Raw genomic sequence first — 25,508 nt, forward strand, 5'->3', positions numbered from 1 at the left:
TAAAGTAATTATCCCTTTTTTAGAAATTATATTGAAATACAAATATAAGTTTACAGTGACGAAATAACTACTTTAAACACTAGGAAATAATTAATAATTTCTCATCGCAATGAAAGCTTTATACTTATTTATATAAAGTAGCAGAGACGCAAAGAAAATAATTTACTTTGCGTCTCTGCTATAGAATTTAGAAATCAACTCAAAACTATTGTTCGTGCATAATCAAAACCGGAATCGCTATATCCTTTGTCAATTTCTTAGTAAAACTAGGATGAAATAAACTTTCGAAAAAACTACGTTTATAAGCAATCATCGCTAAAACATCAATGTCTTTATATAAAACAAAATCCAGAATTGTTTCTTTAACCTCTTCACATGGAAGTACCAAAAACTGAATAGGCTCATCTTTAAAGTCAGCTTCCCATTCTTTAATCGTAGCATCAGACACATCAGTATTCTGAGTTCTCACATACAAACATTTAACTTTGGCATTCATTTTTTTGGCTATGGTCAAAACTTTATGAAGTTCTTTTTTATCTTTCTCACGGTAACGTGTAGTAAATCCGATAGTTTTTACTTTCTTAAATTCAGACTCTCCAGGAACACATAAAATAGGCACTTCTACCCCAGATATTACAGCATCTGTATTAGTCCCTAAGAAAAAGTTTTCCCAGCCCGAAATACCAGAAGTTCCCATTACCACAAAATCTATACTATCCTCTTTAATGGCTTTTTTCATGTTGTAAACCAAATCACCATCCATCAAGCGGTGATTCATTACAATATCATCCAGATTACGTCCTTCGGCAATTTCGCGAAGTTTTGGAATCTGATCTTTAAACATTTCGAATTTAGACAACTCTAATGAATTATATATTATTGCAAAATTTTCTGGAAAAAACTGACTGTCGTAAACCGGAATCTCAAAAGTGTGCAACAAAACGAGTTCTCCTTTAACTTGTTTTGCAAATTCTAAAGCATGTACAAAAGCATTTGTAGCTACTTCAGAAAAATCGGTGGGGAATAATATTCTTTTCATCGTACAGTTGGATTATATGTTAGTTTCTCAAATTTAACCATAAAACAGCCTCGTCGATATGACAATTATCAGTTATTTAACATTTTACAATTTATTAATATAAGTGTTCAGTTGCAGTGCTCAGTCTCAGTTGAAGCTCTCATCTTACCTCTCACTATTCAACTTTCACCGCTTTACAAGCTTTGTGCAAACGTTAACACTCTTTGCGGTTAATTTAAAAAACCAAGTATAATATTCTATATAGAAGAATCCATTTTACACAATCCTTCTCTTCGGAACTTCTAGCCTTTTTTTATACCTTTGCAGCATGATAAATCAAGATTCTATAGTAGCTCTCGCAACACCTTCTGGAGCTGGAGCAATTGCCATAATCCGTATTTCGGGTAGTGATGCCATTACAATTGGTAGCGGTGTTTTTCAATCTATTAAAAATAAAGATTTAACTAAACAAAAAACACATACTTTACATTTAGGTCATATTGTAGATGGTTCGAAAACCCTTGACGAAGTTTTGGTTTCTGTATTTAAAGGACCAAATTCCTATACAGGCGAAAATACTATCGAAATATCATGTCACGGATCTACTTATATCCAACAACAAATAATTCAACTATTACTTCGTAAAGGTTGTCGAATGGCAGATCCTGGAGAGTTTACACTTCGTGCATTCTTAAACGGAAAACTAGACTTATCTCAAGCCGAAGCTGTAGCCGATTTAATCACATCTGATAATGAAGCTTCACATCAAATCGCTATGCAACAAATGCGAGGTGGTTTTAGTAACGAAATAGCCAAACTTCGAGAAGAACTACTAAATTTTGCTTCGCTTATAGAACTAGAATTAGACTTTGCCGAAGAAGATGTAGAATTTGCTGACAGAACCCAATTTCATGAATTACTAAATCGTATTGAGTTTGTCTTAAAACGTTTAATTGATTCATTTGCCGTTGGAAATGTAATTAAAAACGGAATTCCCGTTGCTATTGTTGGTGAACCAAATGTTGGAAAATCGACTTTATTAAATGCTTTACTAAACGAAGAACGCGCCATAGTTTCAGAAATTGCCGGAACAACTCGTGATACTATCGAAGATGAACTAGTTATTGGCGGAATCGGTTTCCGTTTTATAGACACAGCAGGAATTCGTGAAACTGTCGATTATGTAGAAAGCATCGGAATCAAGAAAACCTTCGAGAAAATAGAACAAGCACAAGTTGTTCTTTATTTATTTGATAGCTTAAAATTTAAAGCTCAAAGTTCTGAGTACATCATCGAAATAGAAAAAGTAAAAAACAAATATCCTTTAAAACCTCTACTTGTTGTAATTAACAAAGTAGATTTACTTACTAAAGAAGAAATTCAGAATATCCATAATCAACTTGCCCCCTTAAATGTTACTCTTGAAGTTATTTCTGCAAAAGAAAACATTGGTGTAGATGAATTAAAAAATCGCTTGCTTTCTTTTGTAAATACTGGAGCATTACGAAATAACGAAACTATTGTAACTAATACCAGACATTACGATTCGTTACTTAAAGCACTAGACGAAATACAAAAAGTAAAATACGGCCTCGAAACCAATCTCTCTAGCGACCTAATGGCTTTAGATATTCGTGAAGCTTTATACCAATTTGGACTGATAACTGGTCAAGTATCAAATGATGAATTGCTTGGAAATATCTTTGCTAATTTCTGTATCGGAAAATAGATAGACAAAATAACGCAAAACAACAACAAACAAACGAGTTAAAGTATTGATAACCAATATTTTAACTCGTTTTTATTTTTCCTTTCTTTTAGTTGTTATGTTTTATTTTGCTTAAATTTGTACCCCATTTGTACCTCAAAAAACGAGGTACAAAAAAATATTTTTTTTTGGCCAAATGATGGCACATAGAGACACACATAGTCACAGTGGGACACTTAAAGTCACATTTATATGAGTTCAAAAATGAAGATTACAAGAGTCTGTCAATTCTGCCAAAATGAGTTTACAGCACAGACAACAAAGACAAAATTCTGTTCGCTTAAATGCAGTTCAAAGGCTTACAAATCAAGGACTAGGCAGTCAAAAATTGCAGAAAGCAACAGACAGACGGAAATTGCCAAAAATCCAAATATTGAAGTAATTAAGACCAAAGATTATATCGATGTTTATCAGGCCAGTAATTTGCTCGGCATCAGCAGAAGGACTATTTACAGGCTCATCGAGCGCGGCGAACTTGATATTGCCAAATTTGGATCTAGAACTGTTATCAGAAGATGCGATCTGGATAGCTTCTTCTCTATACCCCTGGATCAGTCCATACTTCGTCCTGTCCAGGAATTTCCTGGATTAGAAAATTGCTATACTATAACACAGATACAGCAAAAATTTGGTATATCACCAGGAGCTCTTTATATGCTAATCCAAAGGCAAGGAATAGCTAAGTACGCAGTAGGTAAATTTAATTATGTAGCAAAAAAGGATATCGATATTATATTTAATGCAAGAGAAAATGAAAAAGAGTAATGTAACATTGAGACAAAAAGCGATATCAAACGGAAGAGTATCACTTTATTTGGATTTTTATCCACCGATATTAAATACCGAAACAAACCAGTACATCAGACGGGAATTTCTAAAATTGTATCTTTATGACAAACCTAAAAACCAGATTCAGAAAATTTCTAATATAGAAAACCAGCATACTGCGGAATTAATCAAAATAAGGAGGCTAAATGAATTACGTAAAGAAGATGTGTACTCCCAGTTTGAAAAAGAGCAATTAGAATTACATAAAATTGGTCGTGGGTCATTCTTGAAATATTTCAAAAAATTGTCTGATAAAAAAGAGGGAAATAATTACCAGATTTGGAACTGTTCTATTATTCATTTCGAAGCCTTTCTTGAAGGTCGAGATATATCTTTTAAGGAAATTACTGTAACATTTATTGACGATTTTAAAGACTATCTCTTAAAAGCCAAGAGCCTAAGAAAAAATGGAAATACATTATCTAGAAATACAGCATTATCATATCATAATAAGATTAAAGCTACTCTAAAAAGAGCTTACAAAGAAGGAAAATTACGAACTGATATAAATGCTGGTATCGAATCTATTAAAGAACAGGAGTCTCAACGTAACTTTCTGACCCTAGAGGAGGCAAAAAAGCTCTTTACAACTTCTTGTTCCAAAGACATCGTATATAAAATTTCGAAGTTTTCTCTTTTAACTGGAAATAGATATTCAGATATAGCAAAGTTAGAATGGTCTGAAATAGAATACATTGAAAACGATGGTTATTATATCAGATTCAAACAGAAGAAAACCGAAGGTTTACAAACAATGCCCATATCAAATGAAGCATACGAAACATTCGGCGAAAGAGGAGAACCTAATAAAAAAGTGTTCCATGGACTAAAAAAATGGGACGTAGATCGAGTTTTACCTGTATGGTTAGCTCATGCAGGAATTACCAAACATTTTACTTTTCATTGTTTTCGCCACACTTATGCCACTTTGCAATTGGCTGCAGGGACAGACATCTTCACTGTATCAAAAATGCTAGGGCACAAAAATGTAAAAACAACGCAAATCTATTCGCATATAATCAATCAGAAAAAAAGAGATACTACTGAAAGAATTACACTAAAGTAAATAAACAAAAAGGCATCATTTAAAAATGATGCCTTTTAATAGTGTAAAATGAAAATCATATGTTCCGTTTATTTGGAAGATAATTTAGAATTGAATTTAGCCTCAACCTCATTTTGTATTTCTGCAATTGTTTTAATTCGTCCGGATTTAATCCAATCAAGTAATTCCTCACGATAAAAATAAAGTCGTTTACCTTGTTTATTTACTGGTATTTCATTTTTACAGACTTTAGTATAGATAGTGGCTACAGATAAACTTAGAAGTTTGGAAGCTCCTTCAATAGTCAGTAACTCTTCGTTCTTATCTTTATCACTACGCTTTTTGGCTTTAAGAAGCCTTTCAATTTTATCCATTTTTCGGTATAATTTTCCCATGATATTTGGCAAATCTTCAAATGTAAACTCTTCCATAATACCTAATTATTAAAAAATTATATAGCAATACAATCTTCAAGCAAAATAAAATAAACCTTGCTCCTCCTCTTTCTATTACGACTTGGCTCGTACCTAATATATCCATACTCGTTTAATTCACGCATACATTTGTGGTATGTGACCGGCCCTGTTATTTTTGCTATCCACATAATTTCATAGCGATACACTTCAATAGGATTAATATCCCCTTTACTTGTTCTATATTGCAACAATGCAGCATATATACCAATATGAGTGATACTAATTCTGTAATCTTTCTCTATTGCTTTAAAGAAATCACATAAAGGCTGTAGCGTTTTCATTATTTCCAAGTTTATCAATTTATGTGCATTCCATTTCGTTTGGAATGATTGTTTTGTGGTCTCTCATTCTCTTTTACTATTTGTTTTACAGTTTCTATAGTTTTATCATTCAAAGCCGTTGTCATCGATATTTTCTTCAACTGCCCATCATAAATATTTACCGATTTAAACTGAGGATTTGCTTCAATATAAAATTGATGTTCATTCCCGTTTTTAAGTAAGGTTACGCACTGCCTGTTCCCTTCTCTTAAAGCATCTTGTAATTTATATGTATTCGTTTTGTTTGACAATTCCTTTAATGGTAGTTGCTGTATCGATTTTTCTAGATTATAATCATAATCATGACGAAATTCTTTGATGCGATGATTGTGGTTCGCATCTTTATCATTTAAATTTAATTGAATCCAAGAGCTGCCTTTTTGAACTGCGCGTCCTGCTAATAAATTATATGCCTGTGTTGGATTAATAGAATTTTCTTCCTGTATTTTGAAATACTGACTCCTGTTTTCTTCGGGATATGATTCATTTTGCAAAGTAGTTTTAAAACCTTCAAATTGATACTGTCCGCTCTGGTCTTTTGCAAAAGATAATTCATGATGCAGACGTTCCTTTTCATTAACATAATAGGAAACCGGAATAGTAAATTGCTCCTGACCCTCTTTTATTTGCTGATCGATTTGATTTGACAAATCTTTAAAACCAATACGCTGCACCTGATCGTGCAGCGATTGGTAGTTCTTTTGCTCTTCTTTTTCATTTCTACGTACTGCGATTTGATCTATAAGTGGTGCAACGACCAGTTTACGAACAAGTCGTACTAATTGATTAGGATAAAGTTGCTTTAATATCTTATTCTTCTCCTGCTTGAGCATCTGCAAAGCAAAACGTTCGTCAATATTTCTAGTTCCTTTATACTTTGTTCCAATGCGTTCGTAATGATGTAGTTTTTCTTTAACCAGCGATCTATTATTGGAAAGACTGAAATTAAACAGTTTACTAAAACGCTCCTCCCTGGAACGCCATTGCTTTAATTCCATCTCAACTCTGTTAACGGGAACTTGTTCATTCATGATCACATGGATTGGCTTTTCCTTTTCCTCTTAGCTTCCTTTGGCGCTTCAGGTCCATCTTCGTCAGCACTTTGGATTTGTTTTTTGGCGCCTCTTTTTTCAGATACCTGCTCTGTTTCGGATTGCTTTTCTTCTTTGGAATGACGGTTATCAATACGCTGCATATTGTTATCATACACATTGATAGTTTTGAATTGTGGACTGGCTTCAATGTACTGTTTGATTTCATTACCCTCTTTCAGAAAAGTAGCAGATTGCAGGTTTCCCTTTTTCAAAGAATCCATTAAGTCTTCTTTGTACTTAGGATTTTCCAATTCCTTAATTGGATGTTTGGCTAATGTTGCTTCCAAATCGTAACCATAATTTTGATGGTATTGATTTAGTTTAAAATTACCATTGGTGTCGTCAGTTTGTTTAAAATCAATTTGCACCCACGCATTGTATAGTTCTCCTTCTTTATTGGTTAAATCCTTATTTACTGATCTTCCTTCCATAAGATTAAAAGCTTCTTTCATGGTAATGTTGCTGCCTTTATTAATATAAAAGGTTTGTTCCAAAACTTCTTTAGAGTTTTCTTTTTGCAATTCTACTTTATAAGAGTTAAAGAAATACATATCACTTTGTTCCGATTTTTTAAAATTCAAGGTAGCCATAACAGTATCCTCACCATATTTAGCAATATGATTCAAAGTAAAACTAGGTTCTTCCTTCTGCAATTTTTCTTTTAATTCATTCTCCAGTGTTTCACCGAAACCGGTGTACTTAATCTGGTCTTTTAAGTATTCAAAATTTTTCTCGTTCATGACTCAATTTTTTAAATGATTACTAATTATAATTTAGGAAGTACAGTAACCTGTACCAGCTTTGTGTTCTTAACATGCAATTCCACATGCCTACCCCCATTTTGTTCCATGAGTTGTATCGCTAAGTATTTTTTCTCCGGAATGGTGAATTTTGGAAGTGCAAATACAAAAGTGTTTTCTGCTTCACCTTCAATTTTAACTACATTGTTCAATACATAGATTGGTGTAATTTCAATCTCCTGTGAAGCTGTTCGTTTTACTTTTTTGCTATCTCGAATAAAAAAACGAAGTTGGTTGATATCATAATCGACTTTGGAATTGTTTGTTACTTTTATTCTGTAGTACATTACGGCATCACGAATAAAAATTCCGTTGAGTACAAAATCTATATCATAGTTGCTTTCTTTTTCTCCTCGCAGTTTTTTCTTGTCGTAAAAAGCCAATTTGGAATATTCTTGGACATCTTGTTCGTTTCTAATGTCATCAGAGAAATAAACTTCCTGCACTGCATTTTTTGGTTTGTTTATACTGAGATTCAATTGTGGGGACTCTTCATTATAACTCAATACGAAAGAATACAATTTTTCATCAGCTGTGACCACAGTAAGATTGGTTTGAAAAAATCCTTTTTGAGCTGCTTTAATTTGAAGTATATTCTCAACACCTTTTGCTTTTTGTACCAGTATATCTTGACTTCCCTTGTCTACGCTTTTAATAGCAAAAGGAAATACAATATTGGTCGTTTTGGAGTATGCTATCAGTAAAGAATCGGACTCAATTTTAGATAGATTATTTCTACTTGTCTTTTGTGCAAATACACCAATGCTCATAAATAATAGATACCCTATCATTAATAAATTAAAATTTTTCATCTGTTTCATTTTAGTTTTTAATTGGAATCTTTTTGTTTCTCATCACGAAGTAACACTTGATAGCCAGCCTTTACAATCACTTTGACCATCTTTATTTTCTTACTCAGCAGACTTTTAGCTGCTTCAATTCCGGCTCCAGCTGCCTGTGAACCCCAAGAGTCATCAAGACTTGCAACGCCTAAAGTTTGCATGGAACGGTCAGCAGATGCTTTGGCGACATCACGGTTAATGGCTCCTGGAATATAAATCCCAATAAGACCGTCCAAGTCGTAAACAGACAAATCAACTGGAAATAAGGAGTTGTCGTATCTAATACTGTTTATTTTAATAGTTAGTCTTTCTCCTTTTAAGGAAGCTACTCCATACATGAAGTTGTTTTTTGGGATTTTAACGCCACTTATAAAAATGTCATTCAGAAGTCGCAATTTCACTGTGGCTCCGTTTACAATGGTTTGTGTTTCGTGAATAACAGCCTCCGCAGCATTTTGTACGTGATCATTAATTGTTAGTTCATCTATAGAGTAAAATCTATTATATCTAGATTCAGAGATAGTTGATGATTCATTTTGCAAAGAGGTAACGGGAATTTCTTGTGCTCTAGTGTAAATAGAGAATACTTGACCACGCTGAGCTTCAGACGCCTTTTTAAGTTTATCTTGTACCCTATCAGGATGCTGAATATCCAAAATGCTTTCCAACATTCCTCCGAGTTGTTGCAATTCCGCATCTGGATTATCCTGCCCATCACTCATAGATTGCATCATTTGTTCCAGCCTGTCTACATCATTGGAATGAATTGAAGGTTCTGTTGATTTTACGTATTTCGCATAATCCTTCTTTTGAACTGGTACTGATACAGGTGCGTTTATTGCTTTTTGAAGCGCTTCCAATTTCTGATGTATTTTTTCTTCGTTTGGATCTAGATGCACTGATGTATTTAAACCCGTTCGTCTTTTTCTTAGAGTAATAGCTCTACTATCTTGGATAGAATCAATCTGGAAAGGTTGACTTAAATAGTTAGGATCTTTCTTGATAAGCTCATCTAGCTTAGTTGAATCAAGAGTTGCCAGATCATAGTAATTCATCTTATCTAGCGCAAGTCCTTCTTTAAGGTTTGCATTGGGTAGTTTTATATTAAAACCTTTTTGTTGTGGCATTGCTACATTAGCGGCATCCATTTTTCCGCCACCCAATGCCCAAAATATAGCAGTTAAAAATGGTAAAACTAATACTGGCAATACCAGTAGCGTCTTACGTTGCTTTAGTACTTTTAATGATTTTTCTTTTTGTTCCATGATATCTATTTTAAAAGTTTGAATTATAATAGTTTTCTAGTATCGCTAAACTGTCCAAAAGTCCTGGATGGTATTGTACAATACTGTCATACATTTTTTTTCCTGTTGGACTGCGGCCAAGACTATCTAAATACCTACGGAATTCTATAATTCTTTCAAATTCAGCTTTATTCCTAATTATTCCATTTAATGGGATGGTCTCTTTCTCTAAGGGAATTGAATTGTTTGGTTTCATAATTGGAATTACAGTAATATTTTTAGTAGTATTATTTGAAAAACTAGTTACAATCAAATAGATGCTACAACTACCAGTACATATTATAAAACTGAACAGAATTACAATCCAGTTTAATCGTGAAAAATGTGATGTCTTTTGCTCTAACCAATGTGCACACATATTTTGCATTCGTAGATTCATCTCATCAAACTTTTGCCATAGGCTGTTCCTTTTATCAGAGAATTTCATAATCAGTAGTTTATTATTTTCTGTTTTCAGTACTTAAATCCCGATTCTCAATCGTATTCCAACGCTCGATCAAAAAGCCATGCGGGTTATTATCACTTCGCGATACATTACGAAGATTACCTTCAGTAATCAGACTTCGATAAGCAATGCTGGTAGTACGTATAATGTTTTGGGTAGCATAACATCGAAATTTATAGGGATATTTATTGATGTCTATTGTTATACTATCAACTTTTATCGTTTGACTGACATTGCCTGATATGATACCTGAGTAATAACCATTCTCTTTTAAATCATCATAGATTCGTTTTGCACTCTCGTCAGCCAGATAAAGCGCCTTGGTAACATTACTTTTGATTACTTTATCATCGGGGTCAAGAGTAAAAAAGAATTGATGGAATGTCTTTACATGGTCCCGTGCTTCGATGGGTATGTTGTCTTTCCGGTCAGAAGCATAAGCTTCCAATGCTTTGCCATTAGCCAATATGTAAACCTTATTTTGCATTTGTGACACTAGGCTGAAACTCTTGTAAAGCGAAAAACAACTAATTAAAATACAACCAATAATTACCAGCATCGTAAAACCTCGAACATGTCGAAAGGCAGTGTCAATATTTTTCATTTTACTAAACATGATACTTTTATTTAGAGATTAGGAATTGCCTTTTAATTTATTCCCCATGTAGCTTTCCTTATCTTTAAAATAAGGAGATGTATTACCAGAACTTGACATACTTTGGGATATTCGTCCAGCGGCATTGCCCATTGCATCTGCTGCCATACCAGCTCCTTGGGAAACTGTACCAATCGCGGAACTAGTAGAGTTACTAAAGATGCTAGTTACTTTTTGTCCCAATGCACCACCACCGCCTGCATGAACAATATAGTTAGCAATAGAGGGAACGGTAAAATAGCCCACAATCCCAATAATCATAAATACTAAATAAGCAGCATCGGTACTGCTAAAAAAAGTATCCCCCTCTTCATTGACTTGCCCAATATCGATTTTTATCATATTCTCTTGAATCTTACCTATAATACTGCCGAATATATTGGCGACAGGAAGCCATAAATAAATATTGATATAGCGCGCCAACCAAACTGTAAGAGTATGTTGGAAACCATCGAAAACTGATATTCCAAAAACCAACGGACCTAGAATAGACAGTACCACCAATTGAAACGTTCGTAGTGTATCGATGCAAAGCGAAGCAGCTTCAAATAATACCCGAAGTACTTCGCTCATCCATTCTTTAACAGAATGTTTGAAATTATAAGAAGCTTTAGACATGGCAAATTTGACATCATTTCCAATACCACTAAGCATTCCTTCTTTAGTAGGATCCTCAGTAGGATGAGTATATTTGTACCATTCTGCTCGATTGCCTTCTCCTGTTGAACCCACATACATTTTCCACGGATCAGTTCCCTTGAGTGCTTCTTCTTTTTCTTTGAGTAATCGTTCAATAGCTTTGTTTGATCCTTCCACCATTGCAGCAGTTGCCGTTACAGTAGGTTTCATCACTCCATTAATCATATACAATACCGAAGGGAAAATCATTATACAAAATCCAATCACAAAAGGACGAAAGAGCGGATAAAAGTCTATAGGTTCTGCGCTGGCTATATGTCTCCAAACTCTAGAGGAGATATACCAAATAGCGGCAAAACCAGCAAGTCCTTGTCCTACTCCCTGTAGGTTATTGCATAAAGGCATCATCTCATCATACAACTTATCTAATACGCTATGCAGGCTGTTCATATCGTCTGCGATTCCCTGTGCCTGGCTAACAAAAGGCAACAAAAAACCTAGCGAAACAAATAATGCTCCCTTATTTATCTTTATCATAACAATGAATATTTAGTTATTTATTATACATGCTGCGCATTGTATTTACATCATTACGCTCCTTAGCACGTTGCAAAGCCAGTACTAAAGTATTGTTATTGAAGTTTCTGAGAAACATAAGCTTGTCCTGCATATCTGCATATATTTTGTCAATGGATGCTAATCGTTCGTCATCTGACATTCGCATTTTGTTTGCTGTGACAACTGTATTAAGCTCGTCAAGATTTCTAAGACTCTGTTTAAATAAATTATCGTACACTCTTTCTAAGTAAGCAATTTCCTCAGCATTGAAATTTTCACTGTCTCTAAAGCGACCAAAGGCGGACTTATATTCTTTTACCAACTGCATCTGATAATTGACTATATCGCCAATACGCCTGTAATTTCTGACTGTGGGGCTGACTTGCATAAGCGCATCAAGAAATGTTTCATGCAGACTGAAATTACCTTTGGATAAATCTTTAACTATATTGTAACCACCGCTGAGCATTTCATACCCCTTCTTCATATCCTTAAGAATCTGCTTGAATTGGCTCAACTTTTCTATGTTTAAAATCAATTGCTGGATCTCCTGTTTTTGAGCTGCGATTTTGGAAGGGAGCAGTAAAACAATACATACAATTCCTATAATCAGTATTTTTTTCATGGTGAAATAGTTTTAAAACCGCCTATTGAGCGGCTGGTTTTCACATCTTTCAATTCCATTGCCTTTGATATAGCCATCAGTTTAGTTTGATTACCGAAGCTTTCGCAAAAGGTATAGCTATCAAGCATGTTCTGGTAAACTATATCAATTCGTTTGATCCGCTCGTCATCTTTCAACTCTAATTTTCCTTCTAAAACAATTGTCAATAGTTCATCCATATTAGTATCACAATTTTCAATCAACCTCTCAAATACTCTTTTGATATAATCAACTTCATCTCCGTGAAATAAATCATCCTGCTGGATTTGCTCGTACAAGCTTTTGTAACTTTTTATGATTTTTATCTGAAGTGCTATAATTTCAGTAACCCTTGCATACTTTTTTATCTTTGGGCTGACCTGCTTGAGTGAAGTGAGATAATCACGATGAAGATTAAATTCTCCACGTTTGAAATCGTTTATAGTACTTAGTCCTTTTTGCGCTACCAAATAGCCTTTCTTAGCATATCCGATATACATTTGAAGGGCTGCGATTTGCTGTAGAAGCATCTTTTGTTGCTTTGCCTGTGCGTGAAGATTTCCATTTATGAATCCCACGAAGGCTAACAGTAAAAATATTTTTTTCATGGTTTTTTGATTTATTACGGAATTCCGTAAAATTTCTTGAGCGATTTGACATCATGCTGTGTTTTGGCTCTTTGAAGACTGAGCATTATATTCTGTCTATTAAAGAGCGTCAGGTCATCATAATTGGCATCGATTTGATCAGCTGCAGCATTAATTATTTCTATTCTCTTGGCATCACTCATCTGGGTAGTAAAAGAATCAAGGACTAAAAATATTTGGTCTATATTTTTTAGACTTTCATTCAATATCCCAGAATATACGCTGTGCATGTAATCCAATTCGCTTGCATTAAAATGAGCATCCCTTTGAAATAGGTTCCACGCCCTTTCATATTCATCAACCAACCGAACCTGTTTTTTGCTAACATCTTTGATGCGTTGGTAATAGGTAATAATTGATTTGACTTTTGCTAATTCCTCATAATAATCCTTGTAAAGATCCTTTTGTTTTTGTGTCCAATCAGAAATCTCATCCAACTTCAATTTGGATAAAATATTCTCTATTTTTTTCTGGGCATTCTGTAACCAGATTGTTTTGTTCTGTAGTTTCTGTATTCTAAGATCTATAGCCTTAATTACCTTTTTCGCAACTGCTTTAACCATCTCTAAAATTGGTATTGCTGCAACCTTTTCTCCTGGATATGCAGGAACACTTACCAGTAAAAAGCACAACAGGCAAATTGTAATTTTCTTTTTTGCTTTCATAATCAATCTAATTTAATTTCCATTTCTCAAATCAATAGCAAGTGCAGCAATACCTTTTCTGATATCACCATCAAATTTCTTGGCATAAGCCTGCACTTTTACTTTTTCAGTTTCTTCGGTGGTATAGGCTAAATACTCTTCCAGAGATACCTCTGTGCGATATACTTTTGATTGCATTCCTCCGAGTGAGATAAACACTTCCTTATACTTTTTATCAGGGTCATTGGCTTTATTTACCGAGAGTACGAGTGCTTTTTCTTTTTCAGTAAGTCCAAGCAGTTCTTGTATTTGCTCAAATTTGTTTTGGTATTTACTCTGATCCAATAGTATCTTACAATCACTGTTATTGATAATGGCTTGTTTGACTACTGGTGAGGAAATAATATCTTCTACTTCCTGAGTGACTACAATGGCTTCACCAAAAAACTTCCGTACTGTCTTAAATAAATACTTTATATATTCGGCCATACCTTCCTTGGCGATAGCTTTCCATGCTTCCTCAATAAGTATCATTTTTCGAATCCCTTTTAGTTTACGCATCTTACTAATGAACACTTCCATAATGATGATGGTTACCACAGGAAAGAGTATTGGATGGTCTTTGATATTATCGAGTTCAAAGACAATAAATCGTTCTTTTAATAGATCCAGGTTTTCGGTGGCATTGAGCAAATAATCAAATTCACCTCCTTTATAGTAAGGACGAAGCACATACAGGAAATTGTTCACGTCGAAATCCTTTTCCTTCACCTTATCACCTTCCAATATGCCTACAAAATCCTTTTTTAGAAATTCGTAAAAGCTATCAAAACAAGGAAACAAATCAGAATTACTTTCTAGCTTTTCATAGTACAATTGCAACGCATTGGACAGTGCTACATATTCACTTCGATTGAAAGTTTCATTGTCTTTCTTCCATAAAGCCAATAACAATGTTTTTATACTTTCTTTTTTCTCGGTATCGAGCATATCGCCTTCACTGATATAAAATGGATTGAACCGAATTGGATTCTTTTCATCATAAGTAAAATAATATCCGCCCACCATATCGCATAATCCTTTGTAACTGTGTCCTACATCAACCAGTACGACATGAGTCCCTTGTTCATAGTAACTTCTAACCATATGGTTAGTAAAAAAGGATTTTCCACTTCCTGATGGTCCTAGTATAAATTTGTTCCGATTGGTGCAGATTCCCATTTTCACAGGCTCATCACTAATATCCACATGAATAGGCTTGCCCGTTAAACGGTCTCCTAATCTGATTCCAATCGGACTAAAAGAAGAGCGATAACCGGTTTCCATATTCAAAAAACAAGTAGCTTGTTCTGTAAACGTATCAAAGGTGTCGTTCATGGGAAAGTCTGCTGCATTTCCAGGAATACCTGCCCAAAATATTTGTGCCGCTCCCACTGTTTCTTGTTTAGCTGCTGCATCCATCTGTGCCAGAGCTGAAGAAACTTTATTCTTTAGGTCTTTGAGTTCTTCTTTGTTATCTGTCCAAATCATTACGTTAAAATGGGCTTTGACAGGTAAACGCTGCTGACTAATAGCTTCATTAAGAAAATCATTGGTCGCATCACGTGCAATAAGGTTCTCTCTGCTATAAGCTGATAAGGATTGTAACCGTAGTCTTTTGCTCTCTAATTTTTGCAGTGTCTTTTGGAAATCCTCTATGAAAATATATTGGTTGTAAATATGATTACACGATAACAATTGACCAAGAGTGGAAGCAAATCCGATACTGAACTTAGTTTTATCTGTCGAGTACCTATCATAATTAATTCGAGAACCACAAAGAGCTGGCAGATCAGCGGCATCACCTAAAGTATAAATTTGACAATGCTTATCACCGACCTGCAAGCCCTCATCGAAAGCAATATCCTTAAAAATAAATGAGTTTGCTACATCAGAAAGGAAACAATACTTTTCTATAATCCCAATTTTTCTGCTGTGGCTTCGTAGATCGTCATTACCCAGACGAGTTAGTTTGACAAAACCACTGTCTTCCAATATGCGTTTAAATTGTCCGGTGCTATCGATAAATTCCTGACGTAATTGTGATTTTAATGTTTCTACTGGAACGATAGAGGTTCTTAGTAAATTAGAAAATAAAGAACTGGATGTTTTCCTTCCTGCTGGTTTCTTGGTCAGGAAAATATAACACGAATGATCCAGAAATGGACGCTCATTAAAAAAACGATCACTGCTTCGGGTCAGGAAACTAGAATCTTCACTTGTGAAATCCGGCTCAAACTTACTGTCTATAAACCAATCCTGTTTGTGGAACACACTAAACTTGGGAAGCAACTTTATGGCTTTGAGCCATGCCTGATGGAATGCCTCATATTCCTGATCCGACAACGTAAATATCTCAGGTAATTCTGCTTTGAATACGACTGTCACATCTCCTTGTTTAGAAAGAATGCAATCGTGTTCTACATCCATAATCGGTAAAATATCATCTATCATCTTTTCCATCTTCTTCTTTTTTACCTACCAGTCCTTTACTTTGAAATAAATCTCATTTTCGCATCATAAATATCTTTCTACTCTGAGATTTTACAGCTTTAGGAATCTGTCGTTTCGCTAAGGCTTTCATCATTCCATGTTCTCCGTATTTATGGCTCATCTTATATATTTTCAAAACCCATAATGTTCCCGAAATACCAATTATTCCTACACAAATAAAGGATGGCAAACCTGCTATGTACAATATGGCAAACAGTATCATCAAAGCAATGACTCCCCCACCCAGATACCAGATGTATTGCGCTTTTAACCCCTTAAATTCTATACTTTGGTTAATTCCCTTGTTTATTTTATAGACACTATTTGACATGATGCAATACGATTAAATTCCAAAGAAAGATTTGATTACCGTTGCTACTACTACCAGAAACACGCAGCTTCCAAACCATGCGGCTGCCACTTTACCAGTATCAGGATCTCCTGCATTCCACTTTTGATACACCTTCACCGCTCCTATAAGCCCTAATATTGCTCCAACGGCGTACATGAGTTCAGTTCCTGCATCAAAATAACTTCGTACTTGTTGGTTGGCTTCATTGATTCCTGCAAGTCCATCCTGGGCGTAAACTTCATAGCTAATTACCATAAAGATTTGTACTAGAAGCGTACAGAAAACAGATGGTTTTTGCCCAATAAACTTTCTCAAATTCCAGTTCCATTTTTTCATCTCTCATTATTTTTGAAGTTTAAAAATTCTGATAAAACGGAGGAGATTGCCGTTGTCACAACTCCACTTTCATGTCACATAAGCCATACCGCACCGGGACGGACAAGGGTATTTCCTCCGCTATGTTGTTTAATTTTTCAATTCCATAACTCTTCAACTTCTGCCTGAGTAATAGCCATAGCATCTAGTGTTTGGCATTCTGTTACAATAAATTCACTCACAGAAGAGCGAAACGCAGAATCTTTTACAGCAGGATATTGCTTAAAAAATAATTGGATGTAGTCCAATACTTCTTGTTTGGCTAGTTTTCTTTTTCTAGCATCTGTGATAAAGTTTTTTAACTGTTCTACAAGAGTATCAACGATCTGAAACGTAGCGTCAAATTCACCAAATGAAGATTGGTCTAAATTTCTTTCAGGTGGATCCTGATAATTTAATTCCGATTGGAAGTCTCCGTAATTTGGATCTCCTAATCTGCGGAATTGAAGTTTCCGCTTTCCAGATATCATTTCTTTGAGGTCATCAAAATAAAATCGAAATCCAACAAATAAATACCAACTTACCAATAGCAGCATAACTACAACTATGTAATTACCCCATGAAATGTTTGTAAACATACCTTCTTCATTTTATCGTTCTACATTAGTTTCTCACAATCCCAGTAGATGGAATAATTCCAAATCTGGGACTTCATCATTACAGGGCAAAGAAACAATAGACAACCAACTGCTACAAGTCCAGCTTTTTGTCGTACCCCCGTTGTACCCCGCTGTACCCTCAGTAAAATCAAGAAAAAAAATGTAGAAAAATGTAGAAAAAAATAAAATAGCTCTATAAGAGGACGCTGAAAGTAATCTCTTTTAGATAAAGACGCATTTAAAGGAGAAATAAAAAATATCCTTTAGTAGCTCGGCAATATAGCAAAACTATGTATTTATTTCTTGTAGAGATTCTTAGTCCCTTCTTAATACTTAATTATTTAAAGAATTGATATTTAAAATGTATTCTTTATATTTGAGAGTAATTCCTTAAAACAAAACATGGATAAAAAATTAAACCACTTCTTCATAAAGTCTATTGTTGTACTATTATTTATCCACTTGGGCTATTTTTTATACGGTTATTTTAAGTTTGGAGGAATTCAAAGTATCGATATTTATACCGAATTTTATAGGTTTAAGTTTTATGACGATGTATCTATTTCTCACTTCTTTATAAGCGGATTGTTTTTACTTTTCTTCCTAATATTTTTACTAAAAAATCATACGAAACAAAATTATTCTTTTGGTAATTTGCTTAAAATTGGTGGTGTGTTACTATTGATTTCTTTTTTGAGTTTTTCTTTTTTTGTAAGCTATAGTTTTGGATTAAATGCAAAACTAAAATCCGAATTGTCTGAAACAAAATTGAACAAAGACAAAACTCTATTGAATGTCTTAAATCCGTTTTTGTATAATTATACTTCTTACAGTTCAGAGAAATTATTCAATCCGGTCAACATATTATATCCCAAACCCTATCCAGTTATTGAAGTTGTAGATAGCACTTTGGTTTCGGATCAATATTTTAATGTTGCATATAAATACTATAGTATTGATACTTTGAAAGTACTGACCACAGATTTAAATAAAGTTTCTGCAGCAACTAATACTATTTTGGATAGTTTTGGTTTTGGTAAAAAAGAACTTCTAGAGCGAATAATTAAAAAGAATGTCATAAAAGATAGTACCCAAATTATCTATAAAGGCAGAGAAGTTGACCCGAGATATGATGGCGATATTTGCATATTTATAGAAAATAATTCTTTATACATGCCTGTAAAAGGAATTCCGATAGAGAAACAGCAATATGATGCTGCAGTAAAACGATATAAGCTGATTTATAAATACAAACAAGATTCGCTAGTATCTAATTTTCAGAAGTTGGATACATTACTTAAAAAGTATAAGATTGAGACTCATATCGTTCCTAAAAAGCTTGTCAAAGATATTTACTATTATAAAGATCATAATAATGAACTACTTAACGGTATCAATAATAACTTTGACAGAAAGGCTTTAGAAGAAAAATTTACGACTTTAGAACGATTATTTTATGAACCAAATTATCTTCATCCATCAATTATTGCATTTTTTTTTATCGTTGTTTTAGCGGCTTGGTTCATTGGTTTTTTAATATATATTTTGGTTAATTATAAAAGGAGAACCATCTAAAAAAATATCAAATTTATTTTTCAATCAGTCCAGTTTTAAAAATGGAAAATAAAGTGGCATTTTTTTTATATTTTATATTATCTGTATATAGCTAATATTCTTTAATCTGTTTAATCATTCGTTCCAATGTTTCAATTGCTATCTCCTTATCTCTTTCTTCGGCTACGTATGCTTTGCTTCGCATCGCATCATAAGAAAGATTTACTTTATTTGGAGTGGACAGAAATGGAACAATTGTTTTAAATAAATGATTCATTGATTTTGAAATAAGAATTTTCAATTCATCAGATGCCCTGAGTATTAACGCCGTCTGATCTGTTGAAAGTTTACATAAAACTTTATTAGAAGGGGTATTCATTTTAGTGGGGCCATCGTACTTCCTTTTAATAATTTCAAAGTTGCTATCTAAATAGTTTGCAAATCTTGATTCTATAAAAGTTATTAATTCATCTAAACAAGAAATTAAGCTTGCTGTAACTTCTTTCAGATTGTCTCTATGCAATTCATTACTATTATTTATTTCTGTGATTTTATCCAAAAGAAATAATAATGATGAATAATAATTTCCAACTAGAATCTTAATTTGTTTCTCGTTAGTAAGCGAAAAAACCTGCACAGTAAATTGTGACTGAATCAAAAATGTTTGCTGGGTCGCTTTCTTAATAATCGCTCGTGATTGAATTTGAGTAATCATAGTAAGATCCGTTTTATTAGGATTAAGGGTTGATGTAACCGTTAAATCCATCCATTCTAAAAGATAGGCTTGAGTCATTTTTTTTACTTTTACTTAGTAAATATTTCTCTCGACTTGTAATCGACAGTACTCTAAATCAATACTTATAGAACATTCTTAACCCAGTCAAATCATATTTATATTCAATGGGGATTTAATTGTGACCGATATTCGGAGGGTGACAGGGAAGTGTGTCTTTTAAAAAATGTACTAAAAGAAGAATAATTGTTGAATTCTAATTCATCCGCGATATTGAAAATCGTTATTTGTGAATTTTTCAATAATATTTTCGCTTCAATAAGCAATCCTTCACAGATGAGATCTTTAGCCGTTTTGTCCGTAATTTGTTTTACTATTTTATTTAAATATCCTGGGGTAATACAAAGGGCATCTGCAAAAAACTGCACACTGTGTCTTTCTTTGCTATGTAATACAATATAATTTATAAATTGCGCTACAAGTAGTTCTTTCCGAGTCATACCAAGCGCTCCATTATCACGGTACTTACTATAAATGATTTTAATCTCACACAAAAACTGATTAAAAGAGTGTTTCATTAACTCATTATTATAAATGGAATAGGTTATGTTTCTGTTTTTAAGATCTACTAGTTTAAAAAGCTGTAGGACTAGTTTAAAATCGGTAGTGTTAAGTGTAATTCCAAGATAATTTTTACTATTAAAAGAAGAGGAGAAAGAAGCTCGTTCCGTAATCATGATGCATACTTGTAATAGTTCGTTTCTGTCTATTATATTACAAAACGTATTCTTAGGTATGTAAACTAAATCATGTGCACTCAGTAGTTGAAGTTTATTATTTAGTTGAAGTTTTAAATTTCCTGACCGAATTAAAAGCAAGGTGAAATTTGATGTTTTGAAAGATCTGTTTATCTCCCAAGCATCATACCCCTTGACAAAAGAAACAAACAGTCCTTTCTTATCGAATTCAAAACTATTATTGATAAAATCTTTAATCATATGTGATAAGTCTAAATGATATAATAAAATCCTCATTGAAATTATATTCTATAACCAATACAATAATCATATGTCCGTTCTACGATAAACAATTATCTCATAATAAAGGATGTATTATAATGAGATAATAGTTTTGTGCTTTGTGTTCTGGATTATTAATTAATAACTAGGTTATTTTGTGCAAGACCAATAACAAGTGCCATAATCACAGGAGACAACGAAGGATCAAGTGCACCTATTATACCACCTATATGATTGCCATATGAGCTATCCCAATCTCTGTCTTTTTTCTTTTCATAGTATATCGAATATCTTGCAATGGATGCTGTAGTTAGCATAACTCTTTTGTCTACATTGTTTAATAAATGATTCGATATAATCTCACTTTCATAGGTAGTTATAGATTCATAGATATCGTCGTATGGATTACTTTGTATCATTGCCAAGGAATTCAAGAATATTTTGATCTTTGTTTTAGCTTGAGGGGATAGCACTGAATTCTCTATAATAGTATCCCCATTATTTAGTGGATCACTAAGAATTGTATTAATGATGTTAATTGAAGTTGGCGCACTACAATCCTGAACGATATTAAAGGTATTTGAAAGTCCTATTGATTGTATTTGCACCATGATATCCTCAATTGTTATGCTACCAGAGTTTGCTGCTAAATATATTTCCAGAACCTCATTATGGAGCCTCCCAATACTATCATACGGATTTGCATCATTCTCAGGCCCTTGCAAAATCATTTTTGGCTTTTTAAAATTGACTTTTTTATTAGTTGACAAATCATCTACATTCCCATCGTTAGTACAGGAAATAGCAATAAACGGAAAGATTAAAATTAATAATACTGTATTTTTCATAATTCGTGGTGTGTTAGATATTACCAAACAATTTTAGATTGTCTAATTCATTGCACCCGGGTAAGCAGAACTTTATTTGGTACGATACCAAACTTTTTGCTTTTGAATTCGAAGCAAATCTATAAGCAGAAATTAACTCTTACAAGAGATTACTTAGCGAATTCCATTACTTACACTATGGATTTCCACGAAATCCATACATTATTTCTCACAAACAATACACTATTAATCAATTATTTACATTATTTTTAAAGTCTAAACATCACAATTAATCTCATGATATCTTAATGGGCAATCAAGGAGATTTTTTTCACAAATTAACTTTGCTTATCCCACTATCTATTATGGCTATTACATATATAATCCTATTACTATTTTGGGCAACTCAAGTAGTTGTTGCCCAGAAAAAAAACACTCCTATTCCCGATTCCCTGCTAAACAAAGAATATGTTTATCTGGACGAGCAGATTGATATTTTTAAAAGAAACCCCTCAAAAGCCGCAGTATATATTCATTCTTATTTGGCTAAAGCCAAAACAGAAAAGAATTGGAAGGAGATTGTCTTGGGATATAAAAACTATTTTTTGCTAAAATCTGATGAAAAATATAAATTAGCTTATGCCGATAGTATGATTTATGCAGCCAAGAAATCAAAAGATAATGTACTTATTGGCTCAGCATATCTCTCCAAAGGAATAGTCTATTATAGAGAAAAAGAACATAGTGCCGCCTTAGACAATTACATCATGGCGAATAATTTTATAGCAAAGACTAGCGATACTTACTTGTTTTACAAAGTAAAATACAACATGGCTCTTATTAAATATTATCTAGGTTCATATGATGAAGCTATAGTGTTACTACAGAAATGTGTAGATTATTTTAAGAATAATGATGACCAAGGATATCTTAATTCGCTCCATTCCTTGGGACTAGTAAATAATAGATTGGGGAATTATGGATTATGCAGTGAGATAAATAGTATTGGACTAAAGGAAGGAAAGAAACGTAATGATAGAGAAGCAGAACCTTATTTTATCCACTCAGAAGGTATTAATCAATATGGCAAAAAAAATTATGCCCTAGCAATACAAACTATTCAAAGCGGACTCATTGGTATTCGAAAGAACAAAGATTTTTCTAATGAAAGTGTAGGGAATTATTATATAGGAAAAAGCTATTGGGAATTGCGCAAAACAGATCAGGCGCTGCATTATTTCCGTAAAGTAGATAAGAGCTTTGATGACGAGGGTTACATTCGCCCCGATCTTCGAGAAATGTATGAAGTACTCATAGACTATTATGCTGGAAAGAAAAGTCCAAAAGAAGAGTTATACTATATCAATAAGTTGCTTAAAGTAGATAGTATTTCCAACGGTACCTATAAATACCTAACAGGAAAAATACATAAGGAATATGATACGAAAAAACTGCTTGCAGAAAAGAAGAAACTCGAAAGCTCTTTTAATCGAAGAAAATCTACTGAAATAATTTTTATTTGTGTTATTGGTCTTCTTATTCTTTCCTCTTCTTATTTAACATATAGAAACATCCGAAATAAAAAAAATTTTAGAAAAAAATTTGCTGAACTAATGTTTAAAAGCAAAAACAGTAAAGATGATGTAAGACTAAAAAAGATATCTGCAGGCACATTAAATATAAACCCTGATACTGTAGCTGGAATACTAAAACAATTAGAGAAATTTGAACAAGAGAAGAAATTCTTGGAACAAGATTTGACATTGGTAAAACTTGCAGCAGCTTTTGACTCTAACACCAAGTATCTGTCTCAAATCATTTACCATTATAGAGGTAAAAAGTTTGTAGAATATATCAATGACCTGAAAATTGACTATCTAGTAGAACTCCTAAAAACAAACAGAATTGTACGAAAGTTTAGTAATGCAGCATTGGCTGAAGAAGCCGGTTTTAGCTCAACACAACGCTTTACAAATGCCTTTCAGCAAAGAGTTGAAATCTCTCCTACTTTTTTTATAAAAGAATTAGAAAAGCAACAATTGTAAAATTAATTGCACATGATTTATGTATTAAGAAGAAAAAGAATATTTTTGGGCTCTTAAATTAAAAACATATCATGAAAGATCTAGTATCAAAAATCAATGCAGAATTCGAAACTTTTAAAGCTGAATCTGAATCATTAATCGAAAAAGGTGTGAAAGCTGCTGGACCAAGAGCTCGTAAATCAACTTTAGAAATTGAAAAACTATTAAAAGAGTTTAGAAAAGTTTCTGTGGAAGAATCTAAGAAATAAGTATCTAATGAGTTTTCCTAGGGAAAGTCGATTATTAATCTAAAATTAGTTATATCGGAACAGAATTATTTTTGTTCCGATTTTCATATCGCCCTAATAGAAACCAATTAATTGACATTGTTATTGCTAAACTTGGAATAATAAATAAAAAAATATTTACATCCACAAAATCTGATTTGAGTCCTCCTATATTAAACAAATATAGATATAATAAAAAGTATGAAATCAACAATGAAACTATATACGATTTATATATTTTTTGTTTAAAAAAACGATAATAGAATACTAACATCAAAATAATTGGAAAAATGAAGAAGCTGGGAAAATGATCTAAATATCCCATTAAACCTAGCAAAGGAGAGAAAGCTAGAGTATCCAAAGACTCTTTATAAAAGAAACTTCTTTTCATCGCAAGATTTGAAAGACACACAAAAATAAAATAGTAAACCAATATATGTGAAATCCATAATTTCGCTGTTTTGTTAATTGATGGTTCATTTTTTTTCATAATCAATATTTCTTATCGTCTTTCTACACTACTCTTTTATAGATGCATTTACTTTTTAATGATTGGCAATTATTCCTTTTTTTGATTTTCATACTTTTCAAATAAAAACCAAGTAACAGACAAAGCCACAATTAAACTTGGAACAATGAAAAATAAATTATTGACCTTATGAACTTTGATTCTTGAATTTATTATTGCCGTAAAATATAAGTTCGGACTATGCATATCCAAAAAAATGTAATGCGAAAAATGTGAAAATAATATAGCGATTAAGTATGATTTATAAAATTGATTAAAATAAATGTATTTATATAGTACAAGCATTATGGTAATAGGCAATAGAAAAAACAATGGAAACATGTAAAAGAAACCTAATACTCCTGCGATTGGGTATGCTAATAATACTAATATTGACCATATTGTGAAGTTGTTTCCACATGAATAATAATTTTGTATGGAAAAATGAATAATTGCATATACATAATAATATAGTAATATATGGATAAACCATATTCGAAAAGTACCTGATTTATTTTTTTTCATATTAATTGTCTCTAATTATTTTTTTATACTACTTTTTTAAATAATCATTTACCACATCCTAGTTGCCTTAAAAAAATGGTAATCAATTATTTTTTTTAGATTTTCATACCGCCCAAATAAAAAACAATTAACATACAAAGCCATTACTAAACTTGGTATTGCAAAAAAAAAAGAACATTAATTTCTGGAGCTTCTAATTCTGATAATAATCTAGTAGAAAAATAGTGTTTATGCTCATTTCTACTCCATAATAAAAGATATAATGATAGATGTGAAATTAACAATGAAACCAAATAGGATTTGTGTATTTTTCGTTTAAAACCATAATCATAAAGTAGCAACATTAAAATAATTGGAAAAACAAGAAAAAAAGGTAAACCATCAAAAAAACTAATAAGACCTATAATTGTTGATCGTAAAGACATTATCAAAGCTTCTTTTTCAGAA

At 32.9% G+C, this 25,508-nt stretch carries 26 protein-coding genes; 6 read left to right on the plus strand and 20 right to left on the minus strand.

Features of this window, described 5'->3' with window-relative positions; translation table 11 throughout:
* Positions 1–205: 205 nt before the first annotated feature.
* Positions 206–1,039 (minus strand): universal stress protein, encoded by an 834-nt coding sequence (locus OA93_RS17655; RefSeq protein ID WP_039114931.1) that lies wholly within the window; start codon positions 1,037–1,039, stop codon positions 206–208.
* 307 nt (positions 1,040–1,346) lie between these two features.
* Here OA93_RS17655 and mnmE point away from each other — a divergent pair, with 307 nt between their 5' ends.
* From mnmE to OA93_RS17670, 3 genes are all read left to right on the plus strand, one after another.
* Positions 1,347–2,747, plus strand: a complete 1,401-nt coding sequence (mnmE, locus tag OA93_RS17660) for a tRNA uridine-5-carboxymethylaminomethyl(34) synthesis GTPase MnmE (protein WP_039114933.1) — start codon at positions 1,347–1,349, stop codon at positions 2,745–2,747.
* Positions 2,748–2,990: 243 nt separating this feature from the next.
* Positions 2,991–3,551 (plus strand): helix-turn-helix domain-containing protein, encoded by a 561-nt coding sequence (locus OA93_RS17665; protein ID WP_240474754.1) that lies wholly within the window; start codon positions 2,991–2,993, stop codon positions 3,549–3,551.
* Positions 3,538–4,680, plus strand: coding sequence for a site-specific integrase (locus tag OA93_RS17670; RefSeq protein ID WP_039115157.1), 1,143 nt, complete (start codon positions 3,538–3,540; stop codon positions 4,678–4,680). The genes OA93_RS17665 and OA93_RS17670 overlap by 14 nt, the downstream gene beginning before the upstream one ends.
* Positions 4,681–4,748: 68 nt before the next feature.
* On the opposite strand, the gene OA93_RS17675 is transcribed toward OA93_RS17670, so the two are convergent.
* The 16 genes from OA93_RS17675 to OA93_RS17750 all read right to left on the minus strand — a co-directional run bounded on the left by OA93_RS17675 (position 4,749) and on the right by OA93_RS17750 (position 17,563).
* Complete coding sequence (locus OA93_RS17675; protein WP_039114935.1) at positions 4,749–5,090, minus strand: helix-turn-helix domain-containing protein; 342 nt, start codon at positions 5,088–5,090, stop codon at positions 4,749–4,751.
* Positions 5,091–5,110: 20 nt separating this feature from the next.
* Entirely contained in the window at positions 5,111–5,416 is a 306-nt protein-coding gene (locus OA93_RS17680; protein ID WP_039114937.1) for a hypothetical protein, read from the minus strand.
* 14 nt (positions 5,417–5,430) lie between these two features.
* Positions 5,431–6,486: a hypothetical protein gene (locus OA93_RS17685; RefSeq protein WP_039114938.1), complete on the minus strand. Its 1,056-nt coding sequence runs from the start codon at positions 6,484–6,486 to the stop codon at positions 5,431–5,433.
* A 2-nt stretch (positions 6,487–6,488) separates the two neighbouring features.
* The gene (locus tag OA93_RS17690; RefSeq protein ID WP_039114940.1) at positions 6,489–7,289 is read right to left on the minus strand and encodes a hypothetical protein; all 801 of its coding nucleotides are present in this window, start codon (positions 7,287–7,289) and stop codon (positions 6,489–6,491) included.
* A gap of 26 nt (positions 7,290–7,315) precedes the next feature.
* The gene (gene traN, locus OA93_RS17695; protein ID WP_039115161.1) at positions 7,316–8,161 is read right to left on the minus strand and encodes a conjugative transposon protein TraN; all 846 of its coding nucleotides are present in this window, start codon (positions 8,159–8,161) and stop codon (positions 7,316–7,318) included.
* Positions 8,162–8,178: 17 nt separating this feature from the next.
* Entirely contained in the window at positions 8,179–9,456 is a 1,278-nt protein-coding gene (gene traM, locus OA93_RS17700) for a conjugative transposon protein TraM (RefSeq protein ID WP_039114942.1), read from the minus strand.
* A 10-nt stretch (positions 9,457–9,466) separates the two neighbouring features.
* Complete coding sequence (locus OA93_RS17705; RefSeq protein WP_039114944.1) at positions 9,467–9,922, minus strand: hypothetical protein; 456 nt, start codon at positions 9,920–9,922, stop codon at positions 9,467–9,469.
* Between the two features lie 13 nt (positions 9,923–9,935).
* Entirely contained in the window at positions 9,936–10,544 is a 609-nt protein-coding gene (gene traK, locus OA93_RS17710) for a conjugative transposon protein TraK (protein WP_240474755.1), read from the minus strand.
* Positions 10,545–10,574: 30 nt separating this feature from the next.
* Positions 10,575–11,771 (minus strand): conjugative transposon protein TraJ, encoded by a 1,197-nt coding sequence (gene traJ, locus OA93_RS17715; protein ID WP_039114948.1) that lies wholly within the window; start codon positions 11,769–11,771, stop codon positions 10,575–10,577.
* A 16-nt stretch (positions 11,772–11,787) separates the two neighbouring features.
* Complete coding sequence (locus OA93_RS17720) at positions 11,788–12,417, minus strand: hypothetical protein (RefSeq protein WP_039114950.1); 630 nt, start codon at positions 12,415–12,417, stop codon at positions 11,788–11,790.
* Positions 12,414–13,043, minus strand: a complete 630-nt coding sequence (locus tag OA93_RS17725; protein ID WP_039114952.1) for a hypothetical protein — start codon at positions 13,041–13,043, stop codon at positions 12,414–12,416. The genes OA93_RS17720 and OA93_RS17725 overlap by 4 nt, the downstream gene beginning before the upstream one ends.
* 14 nt (positions 13,044–13,057) lie before the next feature.
* Positions 13,058–13,747 (minus strand): conjugal transfer protein TraI, encoded by a 690-nt coding sequence (locus OA93_RS17730; protein WP_039114953.1) that lies wholly within the window; start codon positions 13,745–13,747, stop codon positions 13,058–13,060.
* A 12-nt stretch (positions 13,748–13,759) separates the two neighbouring features.
* The gene (locus OA93_RS17735; RefSeq protein WP_039114955.1) at positions 13,760–16,228 is read right to left on the minus strand and encodes a TraG family conjugative transposon ATPase; all 2,469 of its coding nucleotides are present in this window, start codon (positions 16,226–16,228) and stop codon (positions 13,760–13,762) included.
* Between the two features lie 43 nt (positions 16,229–16,271).
* Entirely contained in the window at positions 16,272–16,589 is a 318-nt protein-coding gene (locus OA93_RS17740) for a DUF4133 domain-containing protein (protein ID WP_039114957.1), read from the minus strand.
* Positions 16,590–16,601: 12 nt separating this feature from the next.
* Positions 16,602–16,946, minus strand: coding sequence for a DUF4134 domain-containing protein (locus tag OA93_RS17745; RefSeq protein ID WP_039114959.1), 345 nt, complete (start codon positions 16,944–16,946; stop codon positions 16,602–16,604).
* A 137-nt stretch (positions 16,947–17,083) separates the two neighbouring features.
* The gene (locus tag OA93_RS17750) at positions 17,084–17,563 is read right to left on the minus strand and encodes a hypothetical protein (protein ID WP_039114961.1); all 480 of its coding nucleotides are present in this window, start codon (positions 17,561–17,563) and stop codon (positions 17,084–17,086) included.
* Between the two features lie 423 nt (positions 17,564–17,986).
* On the opposite strand from OA93_RS17750, the gene OA93_RS17755 reads away from it, so the two are divergent.
* Positions 17,987–19,159, plus strand: coding sequence for a hypothetical protein (locus OA93_RS17755; protein ID WP_039114963.1), 1,173 nt, complete (start codon positions 17,987–17,989; stop codon positions 19,157–19,159).
* A 91-nt stretch (positions 19,160–19,250) separates the two neighbouring features.
* Here the strand turns inward: OA93_RS17755 and OA93_RS17760 are convergent, their stop codons facing one another.
* From OA93_RS17760 to OA93_RS17770, 3 genes are all read right to left on the minus strand, one after another.
* A complete protein-coding gene (locus OA93_RS17760; protein WP_039114965.1) occupies positions 19,251–19,931 on the minus strand; it encodes a hypothetical protein in 681 nt (226 codons plus the stop codon).
* A gap of 104 nt (positions 19,932–20,035) precedes the next feature.
* Positions 20,036–20,905 carry an AraC family transcriptional regulator gene (locus tag OA93_RS17765; RefSeq protein ID WP_082001832.1) on the minus strand — a complete coding sequence of 290 codons (870 nt, stop codon included), beginning with the start codon at positions 20,903–20,905 and terminating at the stop codon, positions 20,036–20,038.
* Between the two features lie 119 nt (positions 20,906–21,024).
* Positions 21,025–21,738: a hypothetical protein gene (locus tag OA93_RS17770; protein WP_039114968.1), complete on the minus strand. Its 714-nt coding sequence runs from the start codon at positions 21,736–21,738 to the stop codon at positions 21,025–21,027.
* Between the two features lie 344 nt (positions 21,739–22,082).
* On the opposite strand from OA93_RS17770, the gene OA93_RS17775 reads away from it, so the two are divergent.
* Complete coding sequence (locus tag OA93_RS17775) at positions 22,083–23,762, plus strand: AraC family transcriptional regulator (protein ID WP_039115162.1); 1,680 nt, start codon at positions 22,083–22,085, stop codon at positions 23,760–23,762.
* A 71-nt stretch (positions 23,763–23,833) separates the two neighbouring features.
* Entirely contained in the window at positions 23,834–24,010 is a 177-nt protein-coding gene (locus OA93_RS17780; RefSeq protein WP_039114970.1) for a histone H1, read from the plus strand.
* Positions 24,011–25,508 lie beyond the last annotated feature (1,498 nt).

It is taken from the genome of Flavobacterium sp. KMS (assembly GCF_000813005.1).
GTDB lineage: Bacteria > Bacteroidota > Bacteroidia > Flavobacteriales > Flavobacteriaceae > Flavobacterium.